We start from the raw sequence: 18,936 nt of genomic DNA on the forward strand, positions 1-18,936 counted from the left end.
GCAAGAAGTTCACGACCGCAACCAACCAGCGTTTTTGCTTGCGCACGAACAACCGTTCGTGCGCCCTCAGTGGCTACTTGCCGCCCTTGTCTGCAGCGCGGGCAGCGGTCAGTCGCTTGGTGCGGCTAAGGATCGCTGGCTCGTTCTGGCGGAACTGGGCATAGAGCGGAGCAGCGATAAAGATCGTGGAATATGTGCCGACGACAATACCGATGAACAACGCCAGAGCGATGTCGCGCAGTGTTCCTGCGCCAAGCACGTAAGCACCGATGAACAGGATGGCGGCCACGGGCAGAGCCGCGACGACACCGGTATTGATCGAACGAACGAGAGTCTGGTTCACCGCGAGGTTTACTGATTCCGCGAACGTGCGACGCGATTCAGAGCCGTCTTCCGACGTATTCTCTCGAATCTTGTCGAACACAACGACCGTGTCATACAGCGAGAAACCTAGGATCGTCAGGAATCCGATCACCGCCGATGGAGTGATTTCGAAACCGAAGACTCCGTATACACCAGCGGTGATCACGATGTCGTGGAGCAATGCGATCATTGCGGCGATCGACATCTTCCAGGTACGGAAGTAAATTGCCATCATGATCGCGGCGAGGGCGATGAAGACGATGAGTGCACGAAGGGCTGAACTCGTGATGTCGGCGCCCCACGAGGGGCCAACGAAGGATGCCGCGACTAGGTCATTTTCGACATCGAACGCGTTAGCAAGAGCGTCACGCACGGCGTTGGACTCGTCGGTCTCAAGCTGCTCCGTCTGAATACGGAGCGAGTTCGTCCCGACGACCGTGACCTTGGGATCAGCTTCCGCTACAACATCGATAACGGTGTCTGTTGCCAGCGTCTGGGCCTCAGCGTTGACATCTGGGTCCGAAAGCTGCTCAACCGAGTCAATTTGGAACTGTGATCCACCGGTGAACTCGATGCCGAAGACATATCCGCCACGCAGCGCCGGTACGACGATGGAAACGGCGAGCAATACCGCGGCCAGCGTGTACCAAACTTTGCGGCGGCCGATGAAGTTGATCGATACGTCGCCGGTGTAGAGGTCGTTGCCGAACTTAGAGAAGCTAGCCATCAGGAGTCCTTTCCATCTGAACTGGCATCAGAGGCAGTACCTGCCAGCTCAGCAGCTTTACGTTCAGCAATAGTCTGTCGACGCGCAGCTTCGCGGCTCGCGCCTGTCTTGTTCTTCGAGGGGGCCGGAGTGCGGAACTGTGCTCGTCCGCGATAGATCGCACCGAGCGCATTGGGGTCGAGTCCGCTCAAACGGTGACCACTCGAGAAGAACCGGGTGGTTGCGAGCAATTGGAGAACCGGGTGGGTGAACAGCACCACAACGAGTACGTCAATTACCGTCGTAATTCCCAGCGTGAGTGCGAAGCCTCGAACGTTGCCCACGGCAAGAACGAAGAGCACAACCGCAGAGAGCAGGTTGACAGCCTTGGCGGCAAAGATCGTGCGCAATGCGCGCTTCCAGCCGGCCTCTACCGCACCAGTGAGTGAACGTCCGTCACGGAGCTCATCGCGAATCCGCTCGAAGTAGACGATGAACGAGTCCGCTGTGAAACCGATAGCCACGATGAGACCCGCAACGCCAGCGAGTGAGAGGCGATAGCCATGACGCCACGACAGGTACGCGATGACCAAGTACGTGAGTACGCCGGCGACAATAAGCGATGCAACCGTCACCAAACCGAGAAGTCGGTATTGGAAGAGTGAGTAGATAACAACGAGCAGAAGACCGATTAGCCCAGCGATCAATCCGGAGTTCAACTGGTTGCTACCCAGAGTTGCGGAAATATTCTCGCTGCTCTGAACTTCGAACCCGATCGGCAGTGCACCGAACTTGAGCTGGTCAGCCAGAATCTCAGCGGTCTCTTGAGTGAAGCTGCCCGAAATCTGCGGGTTTCCACCGGTGATGACACCCTGCGTAGTCGGGGCCGATATCACTTGACCATCGAGAACGATGCCGAACCGGTTGCGCGGGTCGGTCTCATCGAAACCGAAGAGGCGAGTCGTCATTTCAGCGACATCCGCAGTTCCTTCAGCGTTGAACGTCGGGAAGACGCCCCACTGGCCAGTGCTGATGCCCTGCGAGCTCGTGACAAGTCCGCTCGAGGCGTCGGTGATCGTGCTTCCTTCGACTTCGACCGGCCCGAGGATGTACTTGTACAGCCCATCGGAATCACACGTGATGAGGGCTTCGCCCGCCGGGGCGACGCTGAAGTTATCCAGCGAAGCACAGTCAAAGTTAGTGAATTCGTCGAACAACGCCTCAGTAATCCAATTGAGGTCGCTGGCATCGGTAGGTGCTGCCGTTGGGGTCGTCGCGAGCGTCGGCTCAGGAGTCGGCGTCGCAGTTTCACCATCAGGTGTAGCGGTGTCGGTAGGCTCCGGAGTTTCGGTCGCCGTCGACGTTGCCGCAACATCCGTGTACAGAACCGGACGGAACTCGAGCTTTGCCGACGATTGGATGCGCTTCAGCGTCTCTTCGTCAGGAACGCCTGGGATCGAGACCACTACGTTGCTAGCACCTTGAGTGGTGACCTCTGCCTCGGCAACACCACTGGCGTCGACCCGATCACGAATGATCGACACAGCCTGTGTCAGCTGCTCGCCAGTGACCGTCTGACCACTCTCGAGCTGAGGAGCGAGAACGATTTGAGTTCCGCCCTCAAGGTCAAGCGCAAGTTTCGGGGCCCAGGAGGCCGCACCGAACATGGAGCCAGCACCGATCAAAACGGCGAGCCCCACCGTGAGTGCTGTGAGCCAGACGATGGCTCGCCACGCGTTTTTCACAGGGGTTGTTCTTGCCACCTATTTGACTCAGCTTTCTTGACAGAGCAGTGCAGGATCGCACGCCGTTGGACAGTCGCCCCCGGGGAGGACGACTCTCAACACTAGTGGGTTACTGGAACTCGTTCTTCTACTTAGACGACTTGTCGTCTTTAGAGTCGGAAAGCTCGCCGAACTCCGGGTCAGTCTCGGACACAGCAGCTTCGCCAGCGGCTTCGCGCTCTGCTGCTTCGCGGTTAGCGATTTCCATCGCTTCTTCAACCGAACGAGGTGAACCATCTTCGACGGCGTCTTCAGCGACAACCTTCGCAAGAGTCTGGCTGTGGACCTTGACGATAACGCCCTTGCTGATTTCGATCTCAGCTTCGTTCTTGACAGTGTCCATCGTGATGAGAGTTCCGAAGAGACCGAAGTTGGTCATGACCTCGACGCCAGGAATCATCTGCTCACGCAGTTCTTCCATCTGAGCTTTGCGCTTACGGCTGTTGCGGAACATGAAGAAGATGAGCACGCCGAGGATGGCGAGCATCGCAATAGAAAGAGGATCCATGAGGTACCTTTCGGTGGTCTGTGGGCCTGGCGCTCAAGCTGATGCGCGTGTTAAGCCAGTAAAACTATAGTTCATCGCTGAACAGCGACGAATTCCTGTCAGCCATTCCAAAATGTTCCCACGCCGCGCGCGTTGCCACTCGGCCTCGCGGGGTGCGAGACAACAAGCCGATCCGAACGAGGAATGGCTCGACAACGGATTCGACTGTCTCCGCTTCTTCACCGACAGAGACAGCCAACGTGCTGAGACCGACTGGTCCCCCGTCGAAACGGCTGAGGACCGTGTGCATGACGGCGCGGTCAAGGCGATCGAGACCACGTTCGTCAACGTCGTAGAGTTCGAGCGCCGCACGGACCGCATCCGTGCTGGCAGGAATACCGTTAACAAGCGCGTAGTCGCGAACCCGGCGTAGCAAACGATTGGCGATTCGAGGTGTGCCGCGACAGCGCCCGGCGATCTCTGCAATCGCCTCTTTGTCGATATCCAGCTCCAACATGGTCGCAGCTCGAGCCAGCACTCGCTCAAGTTCGCCCTCGTCATAAAACTCGAGGTGGGCTGTAAAACCGAAACGGTCGCGCAACGGGTTCGGCAAAAGGCCCGAACGCGTCGTGGCACCGACCAGAGTAAAGGGCGCGATATCGAGCGGGATGGATGTCGCTCCCGCTCCCTTGCCCACCATGATGTCGATGCGGAAGTCTTCCATCGCGAGGTAGAGCATCTCCTCTGCGGAGCGTGCCATGCGGTGGATCTCGTCAATGAACAGCACTTCGCCGGGAAGCAGCGACGACAGTACCGCCGCCAAGTCACCAGCATGTTGAATAGCCGGGCCACTTGACATGCGCAACGGGCGATCGCTCTCGTGAGCGACGATCATGGCCAATGTGGTCTTGCCGAGCCCAGGAGGACCGGCGAGAAGAATATGGTCTGCCGTGCGATTCTGCATCGCAGCCGCCCGCAAGAGCAACTGCAGCTGACCGCGGACCTTCGTTTGGCCGACAAACTCGTCGAGAGATTTCGGACGGAGGGCACCCTCGAACGCAAGTTCGGCATCCGACTCGACGCCTGACGTCACGACGTCATCGTTCTCCGCCATCAGAGACCCGCCTTGCCGGTCTGCGAGCCAACAAGCAGCAGGGCGCGGCGCAGAATCGCCTGCACATCACTCTGCTCCGACTCGTCGGCATCCTGAACCGCGCCTTCAGCTGCGGGTTGAGCGAGCTTCTCGGCCCAGCCCAAGCCTTGAAGGGCCAATGACACTTGTTCGGACACAGACGTAGAGCGCGGTGCTGCAGCGGTGGGCCGATGCGCAGAAACAATGAGCTTGCCGGCAAGGTTCAACACGATGAGCTTGGCAGTCTTGGGGCCGATACCCGATACCTTGCGGAACGCGGAGTCGTTTTCTTCAGCGACAGCTCGCGCGACATCGTCAGGGGTCAGAGCGGCGAGAACACCCATCGCGCTCTTCGGCCCCACACCGGTGACGCCGCGCAATAAGTTGAACACGTCTAACTCGTCGGTGGTGCGGAAACCATAGAGCGCTAGATCGTCTTCCCGCACAATCAGCGCTGTATTGAGTTGGGCTTCAGCGCCCACCCGCACGGACAGGGCATGTTCGGGAGTCACGCTCACACTCAGGCCGACTCCCCCGACCTCAACAACCAGCGAAGTTCCGACCGCGGCGAGAACGGTGCCACGAAGCGAAGAAATCATAGGTTCAGCCTACGAGCACCCGCTGACTTCTCTGCTGACCGCCACGCCTCCTGAGCAGGGGTGAGCCCGGTTGAGCGTGACGATTCCGCTGGTGCGCCTGCCGCTCCGCTTCGTGCTGCAACGGGTGCTGCTGTGAATCCGGGGCCGCTCTTCCAGGCACCACAGATCGCCAACGCACAGGCATCAGCGGCATCCGCCGGCTTGGGTGCTTCAGCGAGACCGAGCACGCGCGCCACCATGGCACCCACTTGCTTCTTCTCCGCACCGCCATAGCCCGTAATGGCAAGCTTCACTTCGGTAGGGGTATGCAACGTCACCGGGATGCCGTGACGTGCGGCGACATACATCGCGACGCCACTGGCCTGGGCCGTGCCCATCACCGTGCTCACATTGTTTTGGGCGAAGACTCGCTCAAGCGCGAGCTGCTGTGGAGCGAACTCGGCAATGATGGCGTCAATACCGTCACCAATCTCGCGCAACCGCTCTTCCAATGCCATTGCTGGCGGAGTGCGGACTACACCGACGTACACCAAAGTCGCACGACGATTGGGCGCAACATCGACCACACCGATGCCGCACCGCGTGAGCCCGGGATCGATCCCGATCACACGCAGCGTCATCGACTAGTCCTCGTCAAGCTCGGCTTGAACCTCAGGCGTGATGTCAAAGTTGGAGTAGATGTTCTGAACGTCGTCGGACTCTTCAAGCGCATCGATCAGCTTGAAAACCTTGCGGGCAGTATCGGCGTCGACTTCGACCTTGACGTTCGGAACGAACTCGGCTTCCGAGGCGTCATAGTCGATGCCAGCCGCTTGAAGCGCGTTACGCGACTCAACCAGGTGAGCTGTATCGGTGATGACCTCGAAGCCTTCGCCATGGTTCATGACTTCTTCAGCACCAGCGTCGAGCACTGCCATGAGAATGTCGTCTTCGGTGACGCCCTCAGTCTTGGTGATCGAGATGACGCCCTTGCGTTCAAAGTTGTACGCAACGCTGCCGGGATCGGCCAACGAGCCACCGTTGCGGCTCATGATCGTGCGAACATCGGCTGCCGCGCGGTTCTTGTTGTCGGTAAGACATTCAACCAGGAGAGCGACACCGTTGGGACCGTAGCCCTCGTACATGATGTTGAGGTACTCGATGGCGTCGCCAAGCTGGCCGGAGCCACGCTTGACCGCACGATCGATGTTGTCGTTGGGAACCGACGTCTTTTTCGCCTTTTGAATGGCGTCGACAAGAGTCGGGTTGCCCGCAAGGTCTGCTCCGCCAATCTTGGCGGCGACCTCGATATTCTTGATCAATTTCGCGAATGACTTCGCGCGGCGAGAATCAGTAATCGCCTTCTTGTGCTTGGTCGTTGCCCATTTAGAATGCCCTGACATGACGGCTATTCTATCTGGCCTCGCGAGGTCCCGCGTGCGCGAATCCCCGCGCTAGGCCTGATCAAGCCTCGCGCGCACACCGACATCGTTCAATTGAAGCTGGGCGAGCCGGGCGACAGTGGTGGCATTCCCTGCCCTCCACTCGGCAGCCGGATCAGCGGAAACCTGAGACAACGCGGTCAAATTCTGAGAAGCCAGTGCGCGAAGCGCGAGCAAATCGGTGCCGCCCGGCGTTGCGAGAAGTTTCTTGGCCTCATCCGCTCGCACCGCAAAACGGATCCGTGGCAACAACCACACGAGCAGTATCAGCACAACCGGAACCGCAGCGATGAAGACGCCAACCAGAGTTGCCGCAGCCAGAACCGTCTCCTGCTGACTCCGCCCCGCCGCCTCTAGCGCAGCCCCGGCATCACTCGCCCCATCGAAAGGAGCGCGGATGCCCGATCCAATCAGCGGAACAGCACCGAGGGTGTCTCCCAGCTCGACCATCGTCGACCGGAAGCCTGCCCCGGCATCCTGCATCTGAGCGCCGAGCTCTTGGAACGCTGCAATGAGTTGGTAAACCCAACTGCCGATCACAATCCAGAGAACAATGAATGCTAGCGAGAACACATCGGCCGTAATCTGGCGAGCTCTGCGGGCGGGAAGGTCTGCGTACAGTTGCATTCCCCCATGATGCAGGAACTATGGCTTAGCGCGTACGCGAGAAACGAAGTACTCGTGAAAACGGGTATCTCCCGTGATCTCCGGATGAAAGGAGGTACCGAGAAGGTTTCCCTGTTCGACAGCCACAATCCGCCCATCGTCAAGCGTTGCGATTGCTCGCGCGCTTGCGCCAACGGATTCGACAACAGGAGCCCGAATGAAGATGGCGTGAACGGGCACGTCACCCAACTCCGGCACATGGATGTCCGTCTCGAAGGAGTCAGTCTGTGACCCGAACGCGTTACGGCGCACCACGACATCCAGCCCACCAAAAGACCGTTGCCCGTCGATCGAATCGAGCACAGTATCTGCCAGCATGATCAGCCCCGCACACGTGCCATAGACCGGAAGTCCGCCCGCAATCGCTTCGCGTATCGGGTCATACAGCCCATAGAGACGAGAGAGCTTGTCGATCACGCTCGACTCTCCGCCGGGAATGATGAGTCCAGCAATATGCTCAAGCTGCTGAGCGGTCTTGACCGCGATTGCGGTTTCGCCCAGCAGTTCGAGCACAGCGAGGTGCTCACGGAAGTCACCCTGGAGAGCTAATACTCCGATAGGGAGCTGATCGACCGTGTGACTACCAGCCACGCTCAGAGAGACGGTGGGGAGCAGCAAGGTCAGACACGTTGATGCCAACCATGGCCTCACCGAGTCCGCGCGAGGCAGCAGCAATAACGCTCGGGTCATCGAAGAAGGTCGTCGCCTTCACGATTGCGGCCGCGCGCTGCGCCGGGTTGCCCGACTTGAAGATTCCGGACCCGACGAAGACTCCATCAGCACCGAGTTGCATCATCAGAGCAGCATCGGCGGGAGTTGCTACGCCGCCGGCCGTGAAGAGTACAACGGGAAGCTTTCCCGTCTCCGCGATTTCGCGCACGAGCTCATAGGGAGCCTGAAGTTCCTTAGCCGCAACGTACAGTTCGTCAGCTGACTTCGAGTGCAGTTCATTGATCTGGCCCTTGATGGTGCGGATGTGCTTGGTCGCCTCAGAGACGTCGCCCGTGCCCGCCTCGCCCTTTGAGCGGATCATCGCAGCCCCCTCGGTGATGCGACGAAGCGCCTCGCCCAGGTTGGTTGCGCCACAGACGAAGGGAACGTCGAAGTTCCACTTATCGATGTGGTTGACGTAGTCTGCGGGGCTCAGCACCTCGGACTCGTCGATGTAGTCGACCTTGAGCGCCTGAAGAACCTGAGCTTCAACGAAGTGTCCGATTCGGGCCTTGGCCATAACGGGGATTGAAACTGCGTCGATGATGCCGTCGATGAGGTCGGGGTCACTCATGCGAGCTACTCCACCCTGCGAACGGATGTCGGCAGGAACGCGCTCGAGAGCCATGACGGCAACAGCGCCGGCATCCTCAGCGATCTTTGCCTGCTCAGCGTTGACGACATCCATGATGACGCCACCCTTAAGCATTTCTGCCAGTCCGCGCTTAACGCGGCTCGTACCGGATTCGTTGGATGAAGTGTTCTCGCTCATAGCTACAACGCTAAGACCGGAGCCCTCAAAAGAATGCAGCCAATTTGAACTCAGTGGTTCGTCGGCCAGGCCTTCGCCAGTTCTTCGCGAACCTCACCAAGCAGCCGAGGAATGGCCTTCGTTCCGGCCACAATCGGGAAGAAATTCGAGTCAGTTGCCCACCGCGGAACAACATGCTGATGCAGGTGATTAGCGATACCGGCGCCCGCCAGCGCACCCTGATTCATCCCGATATTGAAACCGTGAGCCTTCGACGTTTCGCGGAGCACTCTCATCGCTGTCTGAGTGAGTGACGCGATCTCTGCCGTCTCCTCATCCGTCGCCTCGTCGTACAAGGGCACGTGCCGATAGGGGCACACCAAGAGGTGGCCACTGTTATAGGGGAAGAGGTTGAGCAGAACGAAAGCGTGCTCACCGCGTGCGACGATCAGCGCTTTCTCGTCGTCAAGGGTCGGCGCAACGCAGAAGGGGCAGTCGTCCTTGTCAGGCTGCGACTGATCCATGATGTACGCGATGCGGTGCGGTGTCCACAGCCGCTGGAAGGCATCGGGAACCGCAGCGAAGTCAGCACTCGACTCCCCCGCAGGCAATTCCGAACCGTCGTAATCCTGCACGAGCTAAACCTGCGCTCGGGTCGCGATCGCCTCAGTGATGCGCGCGACAGCATCAGCAATCGGGATTCCATTCTCCTGAGTTCCATCACGGAAACGGAAGCTCACTGAACCCGCAGCCTGATCCTGTTCACCAGCAATGAGCTGGAACGGAATCTTCGATTTGGTGTGAGTGCGGATCTTCTTTTGCATCCGCTCACTCGAGGCATCGAGCTCAGCGCGAACGCCGAGCGCTGTGAGCTGATCGATCACGCCACCCAAGTATTCCTCGTAGGCCTCAGCAACGGGGATGCCGACAACCTGGACCGGCGACAGCCAGACCGGGAATGCTCCGGCGTAGTGCTCAGTGAGCACACCGAAGAAGCGCTCGATCGAACCGAACAGGGCACGGTGGATCATCACCGGACGCTGGCGTGAACCATCCGCAGCGGTGTATTCCAGTTCGAAGCGCTCAGGAAGGTTGAAGTCGAGCTGCACTGTGGACATTTGCCACGTGCGGCCAATAGCGTCTCGAGCCTGAACCGAAATTTTGGGGCCGTAGAACGCCGCCCCTCCCGGGTCGGGAACAAGTTCTAGACCGGATTCGGCTGCAACCTCAGCAAGGGTCTGCGTCGCTTCGTCCCACACGTCGTCATCGCCGACATACTTCTCTGGATCCTTCGTCGACAACTCAAGGTAGAAGTCGGTCAGACCGTAGTCACGCAGCAACGAAAGAACGAAGTTGAGGGTGTTCGTGAGCTCCTCCTTCATCCCTTCCTTCGTGGTGAAAATGTGCGCGTCGTCCATCGTGAGGCCACGAACTCGCGTGAGGCCGTGAATGACGCCGGACTTTTCGTTGCGGTAGACCGTGCCGAACTCGAAGAGGCGCATCGGAAGATCGCGGTACGAGCGTCCGCTCGACTTGTAAATCAGGATGTGCATCGGGCAGTTCATGGGCTTGAGGTAGTAATCGGCGCCCTGGCGAGTGATCTCGCCCTCTTCGTTGCGGCCCTCATCGAGGTGCATCGGTGGGAACATGCCGTCCTTGTACCAGCCCAAGTGACCGGAGGTCTCGAACAGAGCCGCCTTGGTGATGTGAGGAGTATTAACGAACGAGTAGCCCTCTTGCAAGTGACGCCGGCGCGAATAGTCCTCCATCTCGTGACGGATGATTCCGCCCTTGGGGTGGAAGACAGCGAGTCCAGAACCGATTTCGTCTGGAAAAGAGAATAGGTCTAGCTCAGCACCAAGCTTGCGGTGGTCGCGCTTGAGAGCTTCCTCTTGACGAGCTTGGTACTCACGAAGCTCGTCTTTGGTCGGCCACGCCGTGCCATACACACGCTGAAGCTGCTTGTTCTTCTCCGAACCACGCCAATATGCGGCGGCGGTACGTGTGAGCGACCAACCGTTGCCAATCATGCGAGTGTTCGGCAGGTGCGGCCCGCGGCACAGGTCTTTCCAGTAAACCTCGCCCGTCTTGCCGTCGACGTTGTCATAAATGGTGAGCTCGGCGCCGCCGACCTCGACTGACTCATTGTCAGCGTCAGCATCGCCCTCGGCTACGGCGCCCTTGAGGCCAATCAGTTCGAGCTTGTACGGCTCGTTGGCGAGCTCTTCACGAGCTTCAGCCTCCGTCACAACACGACGCTGAAAACGTTGACCCTGACGGATGATGCGATCCATCGCCTTGGTGATCGCTTTGAGATCCTCGGGCGTGAACGGCTCCTCGACGTCAAAGTCGTAGTAGAAACCATCGGTCACGGGTGGACCAATACCAAGCTTCGCTTCGGGGTTGATCGTCTGAACCGCCTGTGCCGCGACGTGCGCCGCCGAATGGCGAAGGATGTTGAGTCCGTCAGGCGAGTCGATAGTGACCGCCTCGACCTCATCCGTGTCGGTCACCGTCGAGGCGAGGTCTTTCAGCTCACCGTTGACGCGCATGGCGACGACGTTGCGGTCGGTAAATAGGTCGAATCCAGTCTTACTCACACAACAACTTTAGCCGCGATACCGACAACTCCGCGTCACTCAATGCGCTAGACACCAAAGATCTGGCTCGCCCACAGAGCAAGTGCCGTACTGGTGAGCGCGTTAGCCCACCCAATCAGGAGTTGCAGCACCCCCACGAGCGAGATCATTAGCGTTCCCCGGGCGCTGCGAGCCGTAGGAATGAGGGCGATAGCAAGAAGTGTCATCGCCATGAAAATATTTCCGGTCGAGCCGTCAGGCAAGAGCCCGAGGGCGAACCCGACGATAAAGGCCGCGAACACAAGGGTCGAAATAATGATCGCGCCCGGCCTGCGAACGATGAGCGCAACCAGCCACGCACTGGCAAGTGGTGCGATCACGAAGAAGCCTTCAACAGTGCTGAAGAACTGGCCAACGATAACGAGTCGATCGCCGAATCCGATAAATGCCGATTGCGTTGCCCCGGCAAATGGACGTCCGAGAAACAGAGCGTTGAGCACGGCGAGGGAAATGAGCGCAGACGCAGCAGGATAGAGGATGACGAGCGCATTCGCCCGTCGAGCGCCGAACACTCCCGCGCGACGATGGCGAAGGATGGGCGCGGAGAGGGCCGCAGCGGTGACGTAAACGAGTGCTGTCACATCGGTGAGAACGGCAACCATGAAGTAGATTCCGACCCGAAAACCGGACTCTGTGTTACCCCACGCCACAAATCTCACGATGTGTGACATCCCGAGGCCGAAGAGAATAAGCCCCAAGAACGCAGCATAGTTTTGAGTCGCGTTGTAGAAAAAGAGCGGGTTGAGCGCGAGCGCCATCATCAGGATCACGATCGTGGATCGCGCGAAGCGCCGCTGCACCATGATCTCGATGAGCTTCTGCAAGAAGACTCCGGCGCTCAGCGCTCCGATGATCGAGAGCGTCAGCGCCCCACCAGGTACAAAAGCTGCCAGCAGGGTGCTGATAGGCGGGAAAATATCTCCCAGCCATTGGGCGTCTGCTCGCTGCCAATCTATCTGGGTTGCTCGCGCAACAAGGGCGGCGTTGGGCGAGTCTGTCGCTCCAAGCGCTGAAACGACGAGCGCAAAGATGACATAGGGAAGCGCGAAGACCCCACGGAGCATCCACCGTCGAGGAGTGCGCCGCGGCCAGACATCGAGGCGAGTGCGTGGCGGGCGGGTCGCGATACGTAGCGCCCGCGTATTCGTCAGCGGCTCACTCATGATTGGTCTGGCTTGTCAGGCCATGCTCCGTCTTCTCCCAGTAGTGCGGTTTCGTGATGAGCTGCCAGAGCGCCTTGTAGGACGCAATCGAGTGCAAAATCCAATACAAGGGATTCAGCAGCGCCCAGGGAACAAGGGCGAATGTTCCCCGTTTGTAGGGCCCCATCATCGACAAATACACCATGATCGAGCTGCCGATGATGAAGTTGAGAAAGCACACCCAGAGCAACCACACGGGAAAGAACTGCCCCACAAATTCTGTAGGCAGAACAAGAGACAGAACCGTGAGCACGTAGAACGGCAGCACCCCTAAGAAGGTGGCTGGCGTGCCGGCGATAAGCAGGACGAAGCTACAGAATCGCCAGAACCCGATCTCTCGCATGAGTGCCACCGGCCGACGCGCATGCACGAGGGTGGTCTGCATGTAGCCCTTGATCCACCGACTGCGCTGCCGTATGAAGTTGGGAATGGACTTGTTGGCCTCTTCCATCGTTGCCGAGTTCACGACACCGACGCGATAGCCGAGCGCACTGGCACGGATGCCCAAATCGGCGTCTTCGGTGACGTTGTACGGGTCCCATCCCCCGAGGCTCTTGAGAGCCTCCGTGCGGAAATGGTTCGAAGTGCCGCCAAGCGGGATAGGTAAATCGAGCGAATCGAGGCCGGACAACATGTAGTCGAACCAGTAGCCATACTCGAGCGAGAACATCCGGGTCAACACGTTTTCGCTGGCATTGAAATAGTTCAACGCTGCCTGAACGCACACCGTCTTCTCGCCGCCGCGCTGGAACGAAATATAGGCCTTTTTGAGCTGGTCAGGCTCAGGCGTGTCTTCTGCATCGAAAATAACTAGGTAGTCGCCCGTTGCGAAGAACAAACCAACGTTGCAGGCCCGCGGTTTGGTCTGCGGGTGCCCGGCAGGAATAGTGATGATCTGAAAGTGATCGGGTGGAGAGCTCGCCTCGAACGCCGCTCGTGTTTCATCGTCAGATTCCTCGATCAAGACAAAGACCTCAAGCCGGTTAGTCGGCCAATCGATATCCCCTAGGTTCCTGACCAGCTGGGCGACGATGTTTGCTTCTTTGAAAACCGGCACGAGCACTGTATAGCGCGGCAGGTCGTCGTCATTAAGCGCTTCGACTTCACGAGCAGACACCCGCTCGACGAGATCGAACCGCGCTCCGCGCAAGGAAATAAAGAACTTGAAGGCTGTGCCTGCGAGAAATACCAGGCTGGTGATCGCGATGAGGGTAATCACCGTTGTTACCGGCCAGAGCACCAGAGCGATCACAAAGACGATAAGCAGTATGAGCAAACCGATCTTCTGGCCGCGGGACGCAACAGTTCTCGCCGACAACACCGGATTGCGGTTCCACAATTCATTCGCGGCCTGATCGGCAATCAGCGGCCCAAAGACATCAATAATGGTGTGCCAGATTTGGGCGGATGTCGCCGCCACAAAGACAACGTCTCGCCCGAGCGCATCAACGATTCTTTCGCTGCGTTCTTCGTCCGGAACCCGAGCGGTCGCGACGAGGGCGCGGCCGTCTGGCAACTCGCGGAGAGGCATCCAGTTTTCGGCAATGTACAGCTGCCCGCTCCACCGGCGAGCGAAGTCACCATCGACGTCAGACATGGTGGCACGATCAATGCCCCAGACGCGGGAGATCACATCCACCAAAGTGGCGTCGTCGAGGTGCCCACGGCTCGCGAGAGTTTGGTCGATGTGAACGCCGGAGCGTGCTTTGACTGCGCGGGCTTCAGCAATTTGGCTGCGGGTCGCCAGTCCTTCGTCGAGCAGGAGCTTCACAAAGGCTTCACTCTGGCGCGACGGTTCCCCGATTTTCCCCATGGCCCTATCGTCGCGCACTCTCATGCCGCGGGGAGGGAGCCACGCTGACTTCGCGTGGGCCATTGGCTTTCGCACACGTGCGCGCTAGGGAGTTAAAAGCAGAAGCCCCGGCGAACCGGGGCTTCATCTGTGAGCGATACTGGGATCGAACCAGCGACCTCTTCCGTGTCAGGGAAGCGCGCTACCGCTGCGCCAATCGCTCATGCTATTTAGTTACGTAAAACACTCGTTACGAGGTGGAGACGGGATTTGAACCCGCGTATACGGCTTTGCAGGCCGCTGCCTCGCCTCTCGGCCACTCCACCGCACATGGAAAGTGCCAGCGAGGCTGACACTTCCCACTTGAGCGGATGACGAGATTCGAACTCGCGACCCTAACCTTGGCAAGGTTATGCGCTACCACTGCGCCACATCCGCATTTACAAGCTATTCGGTTACCCGTTTTCGCGTGCTAGATGACTGTATACGAAGAGTGCGTGAACTTCCAATTCGGCGGCGAGCGTGTCGTCAAGATATGCGAAGATTGCTCTGCGGGCGATTGGCGCAGTTGGTAGCGCGCTTCCTTCACACGGAAGAGGTCATCGGTTCGAGTCCGGTATCGCCCACTGAAATTTAGACCGTCTGAACAGCTCACAAGCCTGTTCTCGCGGGAGAGTCGACTCTGTTTGGCCAAGTAGCCTTGGCTACATGACTACGCTTTCGCCGAAACGCCCGTCGGCCATCCGCGAGTTCTTCGTTGGTGCGAGTTTTTTGTTTCGAGGTTTTCGGACATGGATTAGCGCGCCTCGCCTCATGGTCCTGGGAATGGTCCCAGCCGCAATTGTTGGTGTGGTCGCTATTGCTGTGCTCGCGACTCTGTTCGCGAACATCCAAACGGTGGCCGCATTTATTACGCCATTCGCCAACGACTGGAGCGAGCTTGCAAAGGGCGCGACTCAGTTCGCCGCGGGCTTGGCGGTGGTGCTCGCCAGCATCCTGCTCGTAGTCAACACCTACACAACCGCGACGTTGATGGTGGGTGATGCGTTCTACCGCAAAATTTCGGCCCACGTGGATGCGGTCCACGGCGCTCCCCCGGCACAGCAGCCGCTGGGGTTTTGGAAGGACTTTCGCCGGGGCATCGGTGAAGGTATTCGCGTACTGATTCCGACAGTCGGGTTGGCCCTTCTCGTTCTCGTCCTCGGCTTTATCCCAGTGGTGGGCAGCATCGTTGCTGCTACCGCTGGCGCGCTGCTCGGCGGCTGGCTTCTCGTCGTCGAACTGGGCAACATCCCCTTTGAGGCTCGTGGATTGCATCTCACTGCTCGGCGCCGCGCCCTTCGCGGCAGTCGCGCCCGGGCGGTCGGGTTCGGGGCTGCCACCTATCTGGTATTTCTTATTCCCTTCGGCGCGGTCGTCGCGATGCCTGCAGCACTCGCCGGGGCAACGCTCCTGACTCGTTCAGTGCGAGGAGAGGATGCGCGGCCGGGGGCCCTCGACAACGCTCCTGATCCTTCCGAGCAGCCACCAGAAGACTGACGACACCACGAACGCATAGCTTGCTGTGGCAACGACGCTCAAAAACTGCTGCTCGACGATGTACGTCTGACCGGTGAATAAGAATCCCGACCCGGTCGCGAGAACGCCGAGCGAAACCACTCCGATGCTCCCGCCCATCAAATGGGCATTGACGAGAAAGCGAAGCTGATTGCCCAGGGGAGATCCTTTTCGAACGGTAAAGGCACAGGCCACGGCACCGGCGATCAACCCCGCAACTGCTGCGGATACCGGAGTGAACAGCGGCGCACCTGCGGTAACGGCGATCAAGCCGCTTACACCGCCACCGGCGAGTGACTTCAGCCCAACCACTCCATGGTTGATCAGCTGCACCGTTACCCAGCCGATCACGCCAAATACCGCGCTCACGGCTCCGTTTGTGAGGATGAGGCCTACAACGTCGTCGAGGGCAAATTCGGCCCCTACGAGCCACAGCAGCCACGACAGGACAACTCCGACGAGGGCGATGACCCCGACTGGCGCCGGGAGCGTCATTCGGGCGCCCCTGATGAGCGAGTGACGTTCTACCACCAGCACCGCGAGCATGCTCGCCCCAACCGCAACACTCATGACGAGCGCACCGCCGTGGTCGATGGGGTTCAATCCCAACGGCGTCGTCGTTCCGAAGGGCTCAAACGTTCGCACGGCGATGGGCACATAGACGCCGACTGCCCACACACAGCTATACGCGATACTTCGAACGAGTGACGCCCCTGAGCTTCGGGACACGAGCGTCACCAGAAGGCAACACACAGCGCCGAGAGCCCCCAGCGACGGCATCATGACAAAACGCAGGCTCAGCCCCATTGCGGGAACGATCAATGCCCAGGCCAGAGCACCTGGAATCGCGCAAGCGAGCGACTCCAGAACGAGCCTCCGCCATTTCACAGCCGGCAGCGTGCTTGAGTACAGCACGAGTAGGGAGAACAGCAGTGTCACGAGCGCGACCACGCCTATAGTTGCCGTTGCTACGTCTCCCACCAACGTCAGCCTCCCCAGCCCTCTAGATCCCGCTCAGACACCCCGCACACTGCCAGGATCACCGAGCGCCTAGCCAGTACTGCGAATCGTACTAGGCGTTGTTAGAAGTGAGGGCGATGAGGCGGGAAACTGCTCGGAGATACTTCTTGCTGTATCCCCCATCAAGCATGTCGTCAGGGAATACCGCATCGAGTGGAGTGCCCTCGGCGTAAACCGGGATCTGGGCGTCGTAGAGCCGATCCACAAAAGCCACAAATCGCAGTGCATCTGTCTGGTTGGTGAACTCGTGCACGCCGGTCAAGGCAATCGCGTCGACGCCTTCGATGAGCTTGACGTAACGCGAAGGATGCACGCCAGCCAAGTGCTTGAGCACTCCGTCGAAGGAGTCGAGGGTTACGACCCCCTGCACAGCGGAAATTGCGGCGGCCGCATCATCCACCGCAATCGCATGTGCACCGGTGTCACGTCGGCGGTAATCGAGACCATCAATTCGGATCGTTTCGAATTTGGCAGAGAGAGAGTCGATCTCTCGCAAAAAGTCTTGGGCGGCGAATCTGCCCTCTCCCAAGGCGTTGGGAGGAGTGTTTGATGTCGCCGCGATTTTTGTTCCCGATGCGACCAGTTCCGAGAGCAACCGCGAAATAAGGCGGGTGTCGCCGGGATCGTCAAGCTCGAACTCATCAATGCAGACAAGGGTCGCACCCTTGAGGAGTTGCACTGCAGGCGCGTAGCCGACCGCGCCAACGAGAGCGGTGTATTCGATGAAGGTTCCGAAGTACTTGCGGCCAGCGGTCTGGTGCCACAGCGCAGCCAACAAATGAGTCTTGCCAACGCCAAATCCGCCATCGAGGTACACGCCCGGCTTCGCCACCGGCGCCTTCTTGCGAGAGAAGAGCTTGGCCTTCTGCGCACTAGTGAGAAAGTGGCGCATTGCTGCTACGGCAGCACCCTGTGACGGGTAGTCCCGGTCGGGGCGGTACGACTCCAAAGTCGCGCCGGTGAACTGGCGCGGAGGCACAAGTTCGGCAAGCATCTGCGCTCCGGTCAACGACGGGATACGATCGACTAGACGCTCAGGAGTCGTAGGCGCAGTAGCGCTCATTCTCAGCCTCGGTTATTTTTCGCAGTCTTACGGCAACGCGGTGTAATCAGCGGCGAATGCGTAATTTCTTGGGCAAGGGACCCATCAAGCTTAGTTTGAAGCCCGCACCAGTTTTTCCACCCACAATCGGAGGTAGCTATGACTATCGAACACGACCCAGCCCCGCAATTTGCTGAGTTCTCGCACCCGGAACGATTGGTCACTGCAGACTGGCTTGAAGAACGACTCGGCAAGCCAGGGCTCGTTGTCGTCGAGTCCGACGAAGACGTACTGCTCTACGAAACCGGACACATTCGCACTGCTGTCAAGATCGACTGGCACACCGACCTCAATGACCCGGTGACTCGCGATTACATCAATGGCAAAGAGTTTGCCGAACTCATGTCACGCAGCGGGATTGCGCGCGACACGACTGTGGTCATTTATGGCGACAAGACCAACTGGTGGGCGGCCTACGCTCTCTGGGTCTTCACCTTGTTCGGCCACGAAGACGTACGCCTCATGGATGGTGGCCGCGCCAAGTGGGAAGCGGATGGTCGTGAATACACCCTCGAAGTTCCCACTCCGACGCCCACCGAGTACCCCATCATCGAGCGCGATGACTCAGTTATTCGTGCGTTCCGCGACGACGTGCTGACCCACTTGGGAAACCCACTGATCGATGTCCGCTCCCCCGAGGAGTACAGCGGCGAACGCACAAGCGCTCCCGCGTATCCCGAAGAAGGCGCCCTGCGTGCCGGTCACATCCCGAGCGCGCAGAGCGTGCCGTGGTCAAAGGCAGTTGCAGAAGACGGAACTTTCCGTCCACTCGATGAGCTCAACGCGATCTATCGTGAGGGCGCTGGTCTCAAAAATGGCGACCAAGTAGTGGCCTATTGCCGCATCGGCGAGCGTTCGAGCCACACCTGGTTCGTTCTGAACTACCTGATGGGCTTCGAGAACGTGCGCAACTACGACGGTTCGTGGACCGAGTGGGGCTCCTTGGTTGCTGTACCGATCACGGTCGGCACTGAACCTGGCGACGTTCCGTCCCGTTAGACTAA

Annotated in this window: 18 protein-coding genes and 4 tRNA genes; 3 read left to right on the plus strand and 19 right to left on the minus strand. The window is 59.1% G+C overall.

Going from position 1 to position 18,936, the window contains the following annotated elements; translation table 11 throughout:
* Window positions 1-73: 73 nt before the first annotated feature.
* The 17 genes from secF to I6E81_RS01890 form a co-directional block, all read right to left on the minus strand.
* Complete coding sequence (secF, locus tag I6E81_RS01810) at window positions 74-1,090, minus strand: protein translocase subunit SecF (protein WP_197105714.1); 1,017 nt, start codon at window positions 1,088-1,090, stop codon at window positions 74-76.
* Window positions 1,090-2,832 carry a protein translocase subunit SecD gene (secD, locus tag I6E81_RS01815; protein ID WP_197105715.1) on the minus strand — a complete coding sequence of 581 codons (1,743 nt, stop codon included), beginning with the start codon at window positions 2,830-2,832 and terminating at the stop codon, window positions 1,090-1,092. The genes secF and secD overlap by 1 nt, the downstream gene beginning before the upstream one ends.
* 109 nt (window positions 2,833-2,941) lie before the next feature.
* Complete coding sequence (gene yajC, locus I6E81_RS01820) at window positions 2,942-3,361, minus strand: preprotein translocase subunit YajC (RefSeq protein ID WP_197105716.1); 420 nt, start codon at window positions 3,359-3,361, stop codon at window positions 2,942-2,944.
* Between the two features lie 64 nt (window positions 3,362-3,425).
* Window positions 3,426-4,454 carry a Holliday junction branch migration DNA helicase RuvB gene (gene ruvB / locus I6E81_RS01825; protein ID WP_197105717.1) on the minus strand — a complete coding sequence of 343 codons (1,029 nt, stop codon included), beginning with the start codon at window positions 4,452-4,454 and terminating at the stop codon, window positions 3,426-3,428.
* Window positions 4,454-5,071, minus strand: coding sequence for a Holliday junction branch migration protein RuvA (gene ruvA, locus I6E81_RS01830; protein WP_197105718.1), 618 nt, complete (start codon window positions 5,069-5,071; stop codon window positions 4,454-4,456). The genes ruvB and ruvA overlap by 1 nt, the downstream gene beginning before the upstream one ends.
* Complete coding sequence (gene ruvC, locus I6E81_RS01835) at window positions 5,068-5,691, minus strand: crossover junction endodeoxyribonuclease RuvC (RefSeq protein ID WP_197105719.1); 624 nt, start codon at window positions 5,689-5,691, stop codon at window positions 5,068-5,070. Before ruvC ends, ruvA begins: the two co-directional genes overlap by 4 nt.
* 3 nt (window positions 5,692-5,694) lie before the next feature.
* Complete coding sequence (locus I6E81_RS01840; protein WP_197105720.1) at window positions 5,695-6,453, minus strand: YebC/PmpR family DNA-binding transcriptional regulator; 759 nt, start codon at window positions 6,451-6,453, stop codon at window positions 5,695-5,697.
* A gap of 51 nt (window positions 6,454-6,504) precedes the next feature.
* Complete coding sequence (locus I6E81_RS01845; protein ID WP_197105721.1) at window positions 6,505-7,119, minus strand: hypothetical protein; 615 nt, start codon at window positions 7,117-7,119, stop codon at window positions 6,505-6,507.
* Between the two features lie 18 nt (window positions 7,120-7,137).
* Window positions 7,138-7,749 carry a pyridoxal 5'-phosphate synthase glutaminase subunit PdxT gene (gene pdxT / locus I6E81_RS01850; RefSeq protein ID WP_307783868.1) on the minus strand — a complete coding sequence of 204 codons (612 nt, stop codon included), beginning with the start codon at window positions 7,747-7,749 and terminating at the stop codon, window positions 7,138-7,140.
* Window positions 7,739-8,641 carry a pyridoxal 5'-phosphate synthase lyase subunit PdxS gene (gene pdxS / locus I6E81_RS01855; RefSeq protein ID WP_197105723.1) on the minus strand — a complete coding sequence of 301 codons (903 nt, stop codon included), beginning with the start codon at window positions 8,639-8,641 and terminating at the stop codon, window positions 7,739-7,741. Before pdxS ends, pdxT begins: the two co-directional genes overlap by 11 nt.
* Before the next feature lie 50 nt (window positions 8,642-8,691).
* Window positions 8,692-9,255, minus strand: a complete 564-nt coding sequence (locus I6E81_RS01860) for an HIT domain-containing protein (RefSeq protein ID WP_197105724.1) — start codon at window positions 9,253-9,255, stop codon at window positions 8,692-8,694.
* 3 nt (window positions 9,256-9,258) lie between these two features.
* Window positions 9,259-11,172, minus strand: coding sequence for a threonine--tRNA ligase (thrS, locus tag I6E81_RS01865; protein WP_231599966.1), 1,914 nt, complete (start codon window positions 11,170-11,172; stop codon window positions 9,259-9,261).
* 95 nt (window positions 11,173-11,267) lie between these two features.
* Complete coding sequence (locus I6E81_RS01870) at window positions 11,268-12,422, minus strand: hypothetical protein (protein WP_197105726.1); 1,155 nt, start codon at window positions 12,420-12,422, stop codon at window positions 11,268-11,270.
* Entirely contained in the window at window positions 12,415-14,274 is a 1,860-nt protein-coding gene (locus I6E81_RS01875; protein ID WP_231603840.1) for a glycosyltransferase, read from the minus strand. The genes I6E81_RS01870 and I6E81_RS01875 overlap by 8 nt, the downstream gene beginning before the upstream one ends.
* 130 nt (window positions 14,275-14,404) lie before the next feature.
* Window positions 14,405-14,476: transfer RNA gene (locus tag I6E81_RS01880), tRNA-Val, on the minus strand.
* A gap of 32 nt (window positions 14,477-14,508) precedes the next feature.
* Window positions 14,509-14,579 (minus strand) — tRNA-Cys (locus I6E81_RS01885).
* 40 nt (window positions 14,580-14,619) lie between these two features.
* Window positions 14,620-14,691 (minus strand) — tRNA-Gly (locus I6E81_RS01890).
* 115 nt (window positions 14,692-14,806) lie between these two features.
* Here I6E81_RS01890 and I6E81_RS01895 point away from each other — a divergent pair.
* Window positions 14,807-14,879: transfer RNA gene (locus I6E81_RS01895), tRNA-Val, on the plus strand.
* Between the two features lie 82 nt (window positions 14,880-14,961).
* The gene (locus tag I6E81_RS01900) at window positions 14,962-15,792 is read left to right on the plus strand and encodes an EI24 domain-containing protein (protein ID WP_197105727.1); all 831 of its coding nucleotides are present in this window, start codon (window positions 14,962-14,964) and stop codon (window positions 15,790-15,792) included.
* Here I6E81_RS01900 and I6E81_RS01905 read toward each other — a convergent pair.
* Together I6E81_RS01905 and zapE are read right to left on the minus strand one after the other, a co-directional pair.
* Window positions 15,715-16,791, minus strand: a complete 1,077-nt coding sequence (locus I6E81_RS01905) for an ammonium transporter (RefSeq protein ID WP_307784079.1) — start codon at window positions 16,789-16,791, stop codon at window positions 15,715-15,717. The genes I6E81_RS01900 and I6E81_RS01905 overlap by 78 nt on opposite strands.
* 91 nt (window positions 16,792-16,882) lie before the next feature.
* Complete coding sequence (gene zapE / locus I6E81_RS01910) at window positions 16,883-17,893, minus strand: cell division protein ZapE (RefSeq protein WP_197105729.1); 1,011 nt, start codon at window positions 17,891-17,893, stop codon at window positions 16,883-16,885.
* A gap of 138 nt (window positions 17,894-18,031) precedes the next feature.
* Here zapE and I6E81_RS01915 point away from each other — a divergent pair, with 138 nt between their 5' ends.
* Window positions 18,032-18,931: a sulfurtransferase gene (locus I6E81_RS01915; RefSeq protein WP_197105730.1), complete on the plus strand. Its 900-nt coding sequence runs from the start codon at window positions 18,032-18,034 to the stop codon at window positions 18,929-18,931.
* The last annotated feature ends 5 nt before the right edge of the window (window positions 18,932-18,936 follow it).

Origin of the sequence: Salinibacterium sp. NG22 (genome assembly GCF_015864925.1) — a bacterium.
GTDB lineage: Bacteria > Actinomycetota > Actinomycetes > Actinomycetales > Microbacteriaceae > Rhodoglobus.